This window comes from Bartonella sp. TS82HLJMH, from assembly GCF_042193495.1.
Taxonomy (GTDB): domain Bacteria; phylum Pseudomonadota; class Alphaproteobacteria; order Rhizobiales; family Rhizobiaceae; genus Bartonella; species Bartonella grahamii.
Window position 1 is genome coordinate 100,312 of the sequence record NZ_JBHILU010000008.1, and the last position, 11,881, is coordinate 112,192.

Annotated in this window: 14 protein-coding genes and 1 pseudogene; 8 read left to right on the forward strand and 7 right to left on the reverse strand. The window is 37.2% G+C overall.

The features are described from left to right. Positions 1-10 precede the first annotated feature (10 nt). From ACFIKO_RS05610 to ACFIKO_RS05625, 4 genes are all read left to right on the forward strand, one after another. The gene (locus ACFIKO_RS05610; protein WP_375673479.1) at positions 11-910 is read left to right on the forward strand and encodes a hypothetical protein; all 900 of its coding nucleotides are present in this window, start codon (positions 11-13) and stop codon (positions 908-910) included. Positions 911-1,002: 92 nt separating this feature from the next. Beyond that, positions 1,003-2,127: a N4-gp56 family major capsid protein gene (locus tag ACFIKO_RS05615; protein WP_375673480.1), complete on the forward strand. Its 1,125-nt coding sequence runs from the start codon at positions 1,003-1,005 to the stop codon at positions 2,125-2,127. Between the two features lie 23 nt (positions 2,128-2,150). Next, positions 2,151-2,531, forward strand: coding sequence for a hypothetical protein (locus tag ACFIKO_RS05620; protein WP_375673481.1), 381 nt, complete (start codon positions 2,151-2,153; stop codon positions 2,529-2,531). An 11-nt stretch (positions 2,532-2,542) separates the two neighbouring features. After that, positions 2,543-2,923, forward strand: coding sequence for a hypothetical protein (locus tag ACFIKO_RS05625; protein WP_375673482.1), 381 nt, complete (start codon positions 2,543-2,545; stop codon positions 2,921-2,923). Positions 2,924-2,958: 35 nt separating this feature from the next. Here ACFIKO_RS05625 and ACFIKO_RS05630 read toward each other — a convergent pair whose 3' ends face one another. Beyond that, positions 2,959-3,243 (reverse strand): addiction module antidote protein, encoded by a 285-nt coding sequence (locus ACFIKO_RS05630; protein WP_375673483.1) that lies wholly within the window; start codon positions 3,241-3,243, stop codon positions 2,959-2,961. Next, positions 3,224-3,532 (reverse strand): type II toxin-antitoxin system RelE/ParE family toxin, encoded by a 309-nt coding sequence (locus ACFIKO_RS05635; RefSeq protein WP_375673484.1) that lies wholly within the window; start codon positions 3,530-3,532, stop codon positions 3,224-3,226. The genes ACFIKO_RS05630 and ACFIKO_RS05635 overlap by 20 nt, the downstream gene beginning before the upstream one ends. Before the next feature lie 74 nt (positions 3,533-3,606). Between ACFIKO_RS05635 and ACFIKO_RS05640 the strand changes: the two genes are divergently transcribed. Together ACFIKO_RS05640 and ACFIKO_RS05645 are read left to right on the forward strand one after the other, a co-directional pair. Further along, a complete protein-coding gene (locus ACFIKO_RS05640; protein WP_375673485.1) occupies positions 3,607-4,314 on the forward strand; it encodes a hypothetical protein in 708 nt (235 codons plus the stop codon). A 1-nt stretch (position 4,315) separates the two neighbouring features. Beyond that, the gene (locus tag ACFIKO_RS05645; protein WP_375673486.1) at positions 4,316-5,749 is read left to right on the forward strand and encodes a hypothetical protein; all 1,434 of its coding nucleotides are present in this window, start codon (positions 4,316-4,318) and stop codon (positions 5,747-5,749) included. A gap of 901 nt (positions 5,750-6,650) precedes the next feature. On the opposite strand, the gene ACFIKO_RS05650 is transcribed toward ACFIKO_RS05645, so the two are convergent. The 5 genes and pseudogenes from ACFIKO_RS05650 to ACFIKO_RS05670 form a co-directional block, all read right to left on the reverse strand. After that, positions 6,651-7,430 (reverse strand): hypothetical protein, encoded by a 780-nt coding sequence (locus tag ACFIKO_RS05650; protein WP_015856765.1) that lies wholly within the window; start codon positions 7,428-7,430, stop codon positions 6,651-6,653. Positions 7,431-7,531: 101 nt separating this feature from the next. After that, positions 7,532-8,185, reverse strand: a complete 654-nt coding sequence (locus tag ACFIKO_RS05655; protein ID WP_375673487.1) for a hypothetical protein — start codon at positions 8,183-8,185, stop codon at positions 7,532-7,534. A gap of 1,048 nt (positions 8,186-9,233) precedes the next feature. Then, positions 9,234-9,506 carry a type II toxin-antitoxin system YafQ family toxin gene (locus ACFIKO_RS05660; RefSeq protein ID WP_026500655.1) on the reverse strand — a complete coding sequence of 91 codons (273 nt, stop codon included), beginning with the start codon at positions 9,504-9,506 and terminating at the stop codon, positions 9,234-9,236. Between the two features lies 1 nt (position 9,507). Next, positions 9,508-9,765, reverse strand: coding sequence for a type II toxin-antitoxin system RelB/DinJ family antitoxin (locus ACFIKO_RS05665; protein ID WP_026500656.1), 258 nt, complete (start codon positions 9,763-9,765; stop codon positions 9,508-9,510). Positions 9,766-10,065: 300 nt separating this feature from the next. Further along, positions 10,066-10,724, reverse strand: a pseudogene (locus ACFIKO_RS05670) (type ISP restriction/modification enzyme). Between the two features lie 251 nt (positions 10,725-10,975). On the opposite strand from ACFIKO_RS05670, the gene ACFIKO_RS05675 reads away from it, so the two are divergent. Both ACFIKO_RS05675 and ACFIKO_RS05680 read left to right on the forward strand, forming a co-directional pair. After that, complete coding sequence (locus tag ACFIKO_RS05675) at positions 10,976-11,155, forward strand: hypothetical protein (RefSeq protein ID WP_026500659.1); 180 nt, start codon at positions 10,976-10,978, stop codon at positions 11,153-11,155. Continuing rightward, the coding region (locus tag ACFIKO_RS05680) for a POTRA domain-containing protein (RefSeq protein WP_375673488.1) at positions 11,148-11,881 on the forward strand (734 nt) is incomplete at its 3' end. The genes ACFIKO_RS05675 and ACFIKO_RS05680, both read left to right, overlap by 8 nt.

Sequence of the window (11,881 nt, forward strand, 5' to 3'; positions counted from 1 at the left end):
AGGTTAGAGAATGAATGCAGAAATGAACGAAGCGATGAATGAAGCGATGAATGAAGATTATAGAGTTGGAGCACCGGTATTTGATGATGAGAGCTCTTTTGATGCTGGCTCTTATGATGGTGAAACGATTGATAATGATGACATCACGTCTCCAGAGCCGGTTGCACAGCCCGTTGAAAAACCTTCAGAGATTGTTCCTAGTATAGAGCAGCAGCGTGTGGAGCAACAAGCCAAACAAGCTCGTGAAGCGCTTGTCAAGTTTTATGAACCCCAATCCCAGACGCCAATGGTTGAAGGTGAAGGCGGACCTCCAGACCTACGTGAGGACCCTGTTCGTTTAGTGGCGTGGATGTTAGATAAGATTCAAAAGCAAGATGCGTATATTAGGGAACAGAAAGAAGCGCTAAGACAAGCTGAGGAACAGCAGCAGCACGATATGCGTCTTGGTGAATTTTTTAATAATTCTGTTAAGTCGTTTCAAAATAAATCCAGTGATTTTGATGCCGCGGCAAATTTTCTTTATGAGGCACGTGCAAAAGAATTGAGTTCTTGGTCATCACTTTATCCTGAATATGGACAACAAAACACAATAGATGCGATTATAAGAGATCAATTGCATGCTCTTGTAGCGACTTGTGCACAAAGAGATCTCAATCCGGCAGAAGAGATTTATAGGATAGCGCAAAATCTTGGCTATCAGAACCAAGCAGTACAAGCGAATAATCAAGTAGCAGCGCTTCAAAGCCGTCAGAATTCTGCGAGAACCTTAACGGCATCTGGTGGAGGGAAGAGTGTTGGACCAATCACTTTAAAAACCATTTGTGATATGTCTGATAAAGAATTTGGAGAATGGTATAGCAATCCTAAAAATCAAATCATTTTTGATAAGTTAATGGGGCGCGATGGCTGAATATAGTCTAGGCGCATAACGTAATCCGCTTCTGATGCGGGTTTTCCACCGGCTTTAAGCCGGTTTTTTTACAGCAAAGAAAGGTTAAATCAATGGCAATAACACGTATACCTATTAATGATGCACTTGCAGTGCAAGCTTGGTCAAAGAGATTAAATTATGAATCGTCCAAAGCGCTTGATATTGAACCGTTAATGGGAGAAGACTCTAATAGTATTATTCAAGTCAAGAATGAACTTAAGAAAGAAGGCGGAGATTGTGTTACTTTTAGCTTACGTGCACAGATTATGGGGCGTGGTGTAAGTGAGGGTGAGACACTTAAAGGTAATGAAGAAGCTCTTCAGTTTCTTCATGACAAATTATATATCAATGAACTTAATCATGCAGTTTCGACGAAGAATAAAGGTACAATTGATCAACAACGTATTTTGTTTAGTTTACGCGACGAAGCACACAAGTCATTGGTTGATTGGTATGCGGACCGTTTAAGTTTGATGTTTTTCACGCAAGTGTGTGGGTACACAGCACCTACAATGAAATTTGAAGGGCGTGAGATTGAACTAGATGAATTGTATTATGGTTTTAATGCACCATTGGCACCAAGTAGTAAGCGCATTGTACGACCAGAAGCCAAAACGAAAGATGAAGACGTAAAAGAGCTGGCAAAACACGGTTTTAGTCTTAAGCTGATTGATGAAGCTGTTAAAGTTGCAAAGTTGGCTAACCCCAAAATCAGACCAGTACGTGTTGGTGGTTCCAATGTTTACGTGATGTATCTTCATCCCATACAAGTTATGCAATTGCGTACCAATACAGATACTGGTCAGTGGCTTGATATACAAAAGGCGGCTTATTCAGGTTCGCGTGCGAAGAATCCGATCTTTGATGGTTCATTAGGCATGTATAACGGTGTGATTTTACGTGAATCGGAACATGTGACGCATGGTGTAAAATCCGATGGTAGTGTTGAAGAAAATGTACGCCGTGCTGTTTTACTGGGTGCACAAAGTGCGATGCTTGCCTTTGGAGCAGAAAATCAAGATACGCGCTATAAATTGGTTGAAGAGCTTGATGATTATCAACGGGTATATGGGGTTGCAGCGAAAACAATCCTAGGGATGAAAAAAACGCGTTTCCAAATGTCTGGAAGAGGACAACATGCGCAAGATTTTGGAACCGTTGTTGTTTCAACTTGCACAGGCGAAAAGCCTTCTTAATTTTCAAAGAAAGGAAATAAAACATGGCAGAAGAATTACCACAGCCCCTACAAGGGAGAAATTTGGTTACGCAACAAGTGAGTTTTTTGCGTTTGAATATCTCGCATAAAGATAAAAATCTTACACGAAAAATAGGCACGCTTCCACGTAGCGCTTTGATCACTTCGATAAAAGCGTTTGTTAAGACAGCGTTCTCTGAGGCGAAATTGAAAATTGGCAGTACCTACGGTGGCAATGAGTTTGGCGAAAAAGAGATCAAAACCCAAAATACGCAAGATTTTACACCAACAGACCAAAAGGTTTTTGCTCCAGAGGATAAAGAGATGACCCTTTATGCAACACGAGACAAAACTACTGATGCTGGTGAGTGTGTTGTGGTCGTACAATTTGTGACAAATCATTAAGGGGATAAGACATGGCAGATTATTTACCACAGCCCTTGCAAGGGAGAAATCTTCATACCCAGCAGGTAAGCTTTTTGCGGCTTAATTTTAGCTATGAAGATAAAGAAAACGCTATGAGAATAGGTACGCTACCTCGTGGTGCTTTGATTACTTCAATTAAAGTGTTTGTTAAGACAGCATTTTCGGACACAAAGGTCAAAATAGGCAGCACTGCTGGAGGGACTGAGTTTGGTGAAGTAGAAATCAAACAACAGGCAGTAAAAGAGGTTAAACCTACTAATCAAAAAGAGTTTGTCCCTTATGATGAAGAACTTACTCTCTATGCTAAAGCGGACAAGACAGTACAAGCTGGTCAAGCAAGTATAGTCGTTGAATTCGTGACCAATCACTGAGATTGGGGGGAGAGATTTATTAACTCCCTCTTAGTTTATGAAGCAGAAGACTGTACAGAGAGTTGTAAATTAAGGGCAGATAAGACAGCGACTAGGGTTGAAAGCTTAGGATCACCTGTTTTGCTTAAAGAACGGTATAATCCACTGCGTTCGCGATTGGTTTCTTTTGCTAAGGCACTCATATTTTGAGCGCGAGCAACAATACCAAGGGCATCCGCTATGTGAGCAGCATCACCTGTTTTGAAGGCTTCATTGAGAAACATTTTTTGTACCTCAATGTCTTCAAGATATTCCTCTGGTTTAAAGGGGGTTGTTTTCATCACTGTACTCCTCTTTTAATTTTAACGCTTGTTCAATATCCCTTTTTTGCGTTGATTTATCTCCACCGCATAACAAAAGGATAAAATCAGAGCCTTTTTGGGTAAAATAAATCCGGTAACCGGCACCATAGTGGATACGCAATTCACCTATGCCATTAAAAAATTTAACATCACCTAAAAGTCCTTGTTTTAAGCGTACAACACGTTGAAGAATAATAGCCTTAACGCCTTTATCTTTGAGTTTCTTAAGCCAAGTATCAAATTCTATAGTTTTATGAATGATTACCATTAGTGCACTATAATACACATAGTGTGTAATGTCAAGTTAGTTTCAATTTTTCTATTTCACTAAAAGGTATTCTGATGACACGTCATTATATTCGGGTTAAAACCGGAGGACCGATACCTGTAAAGCGAGATGTTTATCGTCATAAGAGAACACTTTCGCACTTAGTGTCGGTCATTCAAGATGAGATTGATGACATAGCCGATGAGTATGTTCATCAAATCCAAGAAAGCATTTTTGCAGCCATTCGTTTTTGTGAACGGGAGACCTTTTACTTTAACGAAAGCCGTGATGTGGTGTTTGAGACACGGGCTGGACAAGGTGTTTATGATGCAAGCACTACCCGCCCTATTGAAACAGCTGTTAAACTAAAAAACGTTTATCTAAGCTCTGATCAACATCATAAGTTTGCATTGGAGTGTAAGGACCATGTTTCTTTAGAGCCTTTGTTATCATCAGAGCAGCAAGGAACGCCGGTTTGTTACAGTTATTTTGATAGGAAATTACATCTTTATCCCACGCCGGATAGAGCCTATCAGATTCAACTCATTCTCTCTCCATTGCGTTTATCAGAGATAGAGAGTGTCGATGAGGAGCATCCATGGTTTGTGCACGCGTTTGATTTGATTAAGGCGCGTGCAAAATACGAACTTTACAAGAATATCTTGAAAGACCCCGATTGTGCAACGGCAGCTTACAATGACTTTAACGAACAGTTGAATGAATTGCGTGCAGAGACGTCTCAACGTCATAACGTGACCAGAATAATACCAACGGATTTTTAGCATGGTTTATTTTCCTATAGCCGATTACAGACCGGATGTTGCGGTTGTCAACGGCAGTTTTACGGATAGCCTTGTGAATGTTTTACCGGCAGATGGTGGTTACATACCCATGCCTAGTGCAATGGTTGTTTCTAATCCTTTGGAAGAAAAGCCCTTGGGTTCAATCGCCTTTAGAAGCGGTAATGGTGTTAAGATAATCGTAGGAGGCAAGCAAAAACTTTACAGTTATGATAGTCAAACGAAGGGTTGGAAAGACATAAGTCAAAGTGGTGTGACCTATCATGCGCATGAGGATAATCAATGGTCATTTGCTCTGTTTGGTCAAAGAATTATTGCGGTCAATAAAAATGATAAACCACAAGTTTTTAATACCCATAGTTCTGAACGATTTGAAGATTTAGGAGGCAATCCGCCGAAAGCAGGCTTGGTGAAGGTTTGGGGACCTTTTGTTTGTTTGATGCAATTGACAGATCACCCCAATCGCATTCATTGGTCTGGTTTGGAAGATGCAACCCATTGGACAGTTAAGCAGAAAGATTGCGATTTTCAAGATTTTCCGGATGGAGAATATGTTCAAGGGGCAACAGAATCCACCAATCCCCTCATTTTTATGCGTTCTGCTATTTATGCTGGAACCTTTGTTGCGGGTTCTAAGATTGTGTTTACGTTTCAAAAGATACAAGACAAGCGAGGAGCCCGCAGTGCAGCCTCTATAGCATGTCGAGGGAGTGACGCTTTTTTTGCAGGTGATGGTGGTTTTTATCAGATGAGTTTAGATGGTCAACTTTTACCGATAGGTTTTGAAAAGGTTGATAGAACGGTTTTTAAAACATTTGATAAGTTTGCTCTTGATGAGATGCAAGGAGTTATAGACCCCATTGATAACCGGATTTATTGGTCCTTAAAAAGAGGCAATAACGAACAAACCACCTTTGTTTATGATTGGGGCTTGCAGAAATGGTCGACGCTACAGGGAAAGCCTTTCACGTTGTTTCCAGTGTTTACAACAGGTTATACTTTAGAACAGTTAGATGAGATTTCGATCAATCTTGAGGCATTGCCGGCTTCTTTAGACAGCCCTCGTTGGCAAAGTGGCGCTCCAATGCTTGGTGCTTTTGATGAAAATAATCGGCTTGTTATGTTTACAGGAGCCCCGATGGAGGCAACGGTTGTTTCACAAGAGATGGGGGCACCGGATGGAAGTTTTAACTTTATTACGAAAATGTTTGCCGAAGTTGATACGACACAAGGTCTTTTAAGCATAGGAGAACGTCGTCTTCGCAATAATCAGACGCCGATCACATGGCATAAGGAGAGGGTGTGTTCGTATGTCACGGGCGCTTATCATGGACGTTCACGCAATCGTTATCACCGGTTTAAATTACGCATTCCTAAGAATGAACCTTGGACGATGATAATAACGCATTATATATAAAAACACAATAAAGTCAATAGTTTGTGTGCAATTGTTTTATAAGAATCCACTTAAGAATCCACACTTTTATGCATGATTCATTTGACTATTTTTTATATAAGATTGCCATGTATGAATAGACCATAAAAAGCAAATCATCATGTAAATGTTATAACGCATGTGTCATTCAAATGAAATGAAAAGCAGATATCATTCATAACAGTTTATAAATTTATGATACGTTTTTATCACAGCACAAATTACATTGTTTTAAAATTTAATTGTTTGGAATTATCGATAACATACGTTTAAAGATCACATCTTGTTTTAAAGATTGGATTGTTATCACATGATAAAAACATAAAATTAATGAAAATACGCTTATGAAAGCTTTTCTAAATGCACGTTTTAAACGTTTGAAACTGATGTTTATAACAGTTTTTAAAGCCTTGCGTTTGATAAAATCGGTTGTTTATTGTCTTATGAGAGATGGTTTTGAAAACCAATGCTCGTAAATGTAAAAAATGGGCTTTGTTAAAGCTACCAAGCGTTTTGATAATGTGCTTAAGATAAAGACGTTATGATTGATACGTTTGATAGTCATAACAAGCGTTTTATAGGCTCTCTCATTCAAATGAGTGATTAAAGATCACATGCACATTTACGTTTCTTTTGATAAGTTTTCATAAAGATAATAGAGCGCTTGCAATATGATACGTTTTGTATATATGCATTCATTACTCCATTGTGGATGATTCATTTTAATCATTAGAATAGACATTTGAAAGCCGCGTCATATTATTTGGCACGGCTTTTTTTATTTTACTCTCTCTTTTATGATATGTTTATAGCAATGCATTTTAATAGCAATGCATTTTATATGCGTTTATAACCATAAAGAATGCACGCCCCATGCGTGTTTTTATTCTGTTTTATCAGTTATATTGACAACATTATCCCTTTCATAAACCTCACAATTTTTTGGAACCAACCTTACTTTGCTTTTTTTGTTGATTTTTGCATTGCCATAAGCACGCCCCCAGATCGTTGCACAATATGAGATTTTAGCATTGCCATAAACAGAGCCATAAATCTCACAAGAGCCACTCACACAAGCATTCCCATAAACCTTGCCATAAATTTTTGCACGACCATTAATAACAGCATAATTATAAATTTTTGCATGGCTATAAATACAGGCCAAGCCAGAAACCTTGGCATGACCATAAACGCGTGCATAACTAAAAACCGTAGCATCATAAGAAACATGCGCATGGTCATAAATATGAGCATCAGCAAGAACGCGGGCACTACCATTCACATGAGCATTACCATAAATATTGCCATAAACATGAGCATTGCCATAGACAAAAGCATGGTCATAAACTTTAGCATATTGAGAGATAAAAGCTTTTCCATAGACTTCAGCATTGCCATAAACTTGACCACAGACTTGAGAAAAATGGCGTATTTTTGCATCATCATACACTCTTGCATGACCGTAGACACAAGCCTCATCATAGACCCAGCAATTGCCATCATGGGATAGGTTAACTTCCTTTTCAATAAAGCCGCCCAAAGACCCCGCCTTTACATCATCGAAATCTTTTAAAGCTTTAATGCGATAAAGGTTTATAATATTTCGAGTAAGAGCATGTTTGATTTTTTTGATTTCACTGGTTAATTCATATTTTTTGCACATAGAGATACCCTCACAATTTAATGTGATAAACATTTGCTAAAATTTGGAATGGGAAATTTAAAAGAGGGGCACCCCCGCCGCGCCCGCCGCTGCTTTATTAATTAGACCCAGACAATCTCTAATTCACCATAAGGAGAGAGACGTTCAGTATAGGTTTTTATTTTAGTAGATCCGCCGACATTTTCACGAATAACAGCAATGCCATGAATATGAGCATTTTCAAAAACATGCACGTTATTTGCTATACGAGCTTTTTCATAAACCCTAGCATTGTCATAAACATAGGCATTATCATAAATAATAGCCTTGCCATAAACACGCGCATTACCATAGACATGGGAATTATCAGAAATAACAGCATTGCCATAAACATGGGCATTATTATAGACATAGCCAGCAACGATAGCATTGTCATAAACCCACGCATGACCATAGATATGACCACAAGTAATAGCATTGCCAAAAACCCTTGCATTTTCATAAACGTGACCATTTTTAAACACAAGAGCATTATCATATACCCAGCAATTGCCATCATGGGATAAGTTACTTTCATTTTCAATAAAACCGCCGAGGTCTCCCGCCTTAACATCATCAAAATCTCTTAGAGCACGAATGCGGTGTAAAGTAAGACCATCAAAAGTGAATTTTTCACTGGTAAATTCGTATTTTTTTGCAGGCTCTTGTTGATTAACAGGCGCGGTTTCATTTGCAATATTAGAGATAACGGGGGTGGTTTTTGAGATATTTGTCATAATTAAATCCTACATGTTTATAATTTTGAATTAACACCCTATAAGGATGCCGGGCGCTCAAAACACGGCATGTAGTCCGTTGTTACGCTTTTCCCATAAAAAGGGTATTGTATAGCGTAACTACACCCGACAAAATCACTATATATGCTAACAAAAGCATAAAAGATAGTCAGTTTTTAATAGGATTAGGTTTATCGTAACCTCTTCGCTACATGTTTAGTGTTTTGATCACTTGATTATTTATATAATAAAATACGTATTTATTGTCAATTAATATTTTATCTTTTTTGATATTTTTTATGTTTTTTAAATTCATTATGTATAAATATTTATCATGTTCTTATCAATTTCTTCTTTTATATTTATATTCTTTTAAAGCTATATTATTGGCTTTATGAAACGATTGCGTTATTTTCTGAATCTATACATTTATAATATTTAGAAACGCTCTCATAATGCGTATTTTTATCTTTATGACCTATCAGTTTTTTTACTAAATGAATTTTAAATTTTTTGTGAATTTTGTTTATAAAGGGCTCTAATGTAAACAACCTATATTAAACGCACTCTATAAACACAACCTGTAATATATATTTTGTAGGGGTTTTGGGGGTGTTTATATTTTTTTCAAAAATTAGGGAATTAAAAGCGTAAAGTAATATAAGTATTCACAACAAAGCTTTTGAAAACAATAAAGCTATCATTTTAGATTACGGTATAACCTCTTAAAGCCAATGTAAAAGAAGCGTATTCACTTTAAGATGGGATTTATTAAAAATCTTAAAGCAATCAAAATAAGAGTATTTAAAAGTGCAAATGATTTTTTTTAGAATAACGCATATAAACTATTCTTTTAAAAAGGGATACTCAATAATAATTAGGTCAATAAGTTATATTAATAGTGAGAATTTTATTCTTTATTGATTCTATTAGTTTTTTCTCTATCTCTCATCTTTTTTGAGCTTTTTTATAGCTTCAAGAGCGAGTTTTTTACGGTCTGTGCTCTTTATGTAGAGAAAAGTTAGAGTATTTTTAACTTTTCATATAATTATTCTTTGAAAAGGTCAGAGTGCGTTCCTGTACGAATAAGATGTAATTTATCTCCTTCTATTCTATAAATAAGCAGCCAATCTGGTTCGATATGAATATCATGATACCCTACCCAATCGCCTTTTAGTGGATGATCACAGTAATGTCTTGGTAATGGCTTTTCTTCAATTAGAAGACTTAATAGTGTACGCAGCTTATTCATATTTTTACTGCGTTTTTCCGCCTTGCGCACGTCACGTTTAAATTGTCTCGAGCGAACAGGTATCAGCATATTAAATGCCTAAATCCTTAAAAAGGGCATCAGCGTTTTTAAATGTCTTACCTTTACCTTCATCTAATTCCTTTATAGCTTTACGTGTGACACTATTAGGTACTTTAAGCTCAAAAGGCAAACAACCTTCTTCAGCGACACGCAAAAATGTTATGCGGATAAGATCTGATGCACTTAATCCCATGCGTTCTAAAGTAATCATCGCTTGTTTTTTCATTTTAGCAGGAATGCGAGCGCGAACAACAGAATCGGCTTTCATGATTTGTATCTCCATTTATAACCTTTGTTATAGTGTAGCTACACTGTGACTTCAAGTCAATTTTTTAGAATTAAAAACCCTCTGGATAGCAGGTATGGCAAAAAAACTCCACGAAAAGAATCCTTGATTCGCAATAATTAAGAGGAATGTTGCAAAATCCTATTCTCTTAACTTTATTTTGTTATCCCTCATAGTAAAGAAGATTATATCTAATCAACTTAACAAGAGAGGTATAGATTATGGTTATAAGCTCTATACCCCTTATGAGTTTATCATACCCATTATGTGAGTATGCCAAATCTATTCAGTTTCTCTAATTTCTAATTTTGGTAGTTTTTTCACGATTTTCATTGTTTCTAAACTTACGGTAATAACCCTTTGAAATAACTCTAATGGATAAGCAGGGTTGCCAATGGTTTCAACAGCATAGCAATTGGCATCATTAACAATGCCACTCTTTTTATCAGTCTTAACGCATTGACGCTCCATAACCCATTCAAGAGCGGGTTTACCATTGACGATATACTCATAAAGCTTCAAGAGGGATATCTGTTATTGTGATATTGCTATTGTAAATAACAATGGTTTTATCTTTTCCTTACTATTTTTAATTTTTGTGAATTTCATTTCAGTCACATAATAAAACTTTTCGGGATTAGAGATGTCAGTTAATTTTGGATTACCCTTTTTAAAGGTCTCAGGATAAGGTTCTACAGTTTCATAGTTTACGTGCAAATGACCCAATTCATGCCCTGCTGTTACAAACTTCCAAAATCCTTAGCAGTTTTTATATAAAGAAGACGAGGCAATTCTTTAGAGAGGTTATCGACATAACGAGTGCGATATTCTGAATGCAAGAGACCGTAAACATAATAAAACAGATCATCTTTAGTGTTTTTTTCATTAGGATAAGCAGTTTTGAAATATGCTAATTCTTCATAAGTTATGGCATTACGCAATTTCTTTTTTGCTTATTTTAGTAATAAGCTATCGTCATGCTATTTTTTTATCAAGCGATAATAATGGAGTGTTTCTTGTTGTCTCTAATATGTAACAGTTCCAATAAATTTGGTATATTCTATGAATAACAGTCTTTACTTGAAGCTCAAGATTATATTACATGCAACACCTTAAAATTAAGAAGCATATAGAGTGTATGATTGTCATTTAACAGTGTCATTGTAAAATCTTCAAAAGCGGGGGAAGTGATATGGTTTGCACAACACATAAAGCAGGTGTATACAGTACAGTCTATGCTTTTCTCTCAGATGTTATAAGTATTATTCTCATCAAAAAATTAAAAAATTGTTACGCGGTTGGCGATTTTTTCTGTGACGCTGACGATATGGTTCATTTTGTTGCTCATTTTGAGGACACAATGAATGCATAGATTTTTTTTCACTTTTGTTTTTGCGGCTATTTTGTGCCTTTTCTCGTTGCCGAGTTTTGCCGAAAACATTCGTGAGAAAGCGATTAATCAATCAGAGAGCATCCAACGACAACAAACGCAAGAACAGCGTTTTCAGCAATTACACCGTAGAAACGAAACACATGGGGTATTTTTGCCAGATGATGATACCACATCTGCCTATGGTGCTTCGTCTGGTACAACCTGTTTGCTGATCAAAAGCATTGAATTTGTTGATGCTCAGTTGATTTCTCATACCGACCTTCATGAAGCCATTTCTCTTTGGGAAGGGCGGTGTTTGGGGATTGCCGAAATCAACAAAGTGCTCAAAGCGGTGACCAAGCTTTATATGAAGCGCGGCTATATTGCGGTGCGGGCTTATTTGCCTGAGCAAGATTTAAGCGGCGGTCATCTCAAGATTGTTGTAGTTGAAGGTGTGATGGAAGATATTACCCTTGATGGGCATAAAGTTGAGAGGAGACTTCAAGGAGAAATCACCACGGCTTTTCCAAACCTTATTGGGAAGCCGACCAATCTGCGCCAGATAGAGCAAGGGCTTGATCAAATCAATCGGCTTTTCTCACGCCAAGCTACCATTAATCTTGGTGCGGGGAGCAATTCGGGTGGTTCGATACTCGATGTTCATATTGAAAAACAGAAACCTTGGCTTATTACGCTTTCCAGCGATAATCTTGGCGCTAAAGCAAC

Excerpts from the sequence above, each read along its gene's own strand:
- ACFIKO_RS05655 (WP_375673487.1), bottom strand. The coding sequence starts at position 8,185 with ATGACAAATATCTCAAAAACCACCCCCGTTATCTCTAATATTGCAAAT.
- ACFIKO_RS05630 (WP_375673483.1), bottom strand. The coding sequence starts at position 3,243 with ATGAAAACAACCCCCTTTAAACCAGAGGAATATCTTGAAGACATTGAG.
- ACFIKO_RS05650 (WP_015856765.1), bottom strand. The coding sequence starts at position 7,430 with ATGTGCAAAAAATATGAATTAACCAGTGAAATCAAAAAAATCAAACAT.
- ACFIKO_RS05615 (WP_375673480.1), top strand. The coding sequence starts at position 1,003 with ATGGCAATAACACGTATACCTATTAATGATGCACTTGCAGTGCAAGCT.
- ACFIKO_RS05610 (WP_375673479.1), top strand. The coding sequence starts at position 11 with ATGAATGCAGAAATGAACGAAGCGATGAATGAAGCGATGAATGAAGAT.
- ACFIKO_RS05645 (WP_375673486.1), top strand. The coding sequence starts at position 4,316 with ATGGTTTATTTTCCTATAGCCGATTACAGACCGGATGTTGCGGTTGTC.
- ACFIKO_RS05665 (WP_026500656.1), bottom strand. The coding sequence starts at position 9,765 with ATGAAAGCCGATTCTGTTGTTCGCGCTCGCATTCCTGCTAAAATGAAA.
- ACFIKO_RS05660 (WP_026500655.1), bottom strand. The coding sequence starts at position 9,506 with ATGCTGATACCTGTTCGCTCGAGACAATTTAAACGTGACGTGCGCAAG.
- ACFIKO_RS05625 (WP_375673482.1), top strand. The coding sequence starts at position 2,543 with ATGGCAGATTATTTACCACAGCCCTTGCAAGGGAGAAATCTTCATACC.
- ACFIKO_RS05640 (WP_375673485.1), top strand. The coding sequence starts at position 3,607 with ATGACACGTCATTATATTCGGGTTAAAACCGGAGGACCGATACCTGTA.
- ACFIKO_RS05635 (WP_375673484.1), bottom strand. The coding sequence starts at position 3,532 with ATGGTAATCATTCATAAAACTATAGAATTTGATACTTGGCTTAAGAAA.
- ACFIKO_RS05620 (WP_375673481.1), top strand. The coding sequence starts at position 2,151 with ATGGCAGAAGAATTACCACAGCCCCTACAAGGGAGAAATTTGGTTACG.
- ACFIKO_RS05675 (WP_026500659.1), top strand. The coding sequence starts at position 10,976 with ATGGTTTGCACAACACATAAAGCAGGTGTATACAGTACAGTCTATGCT.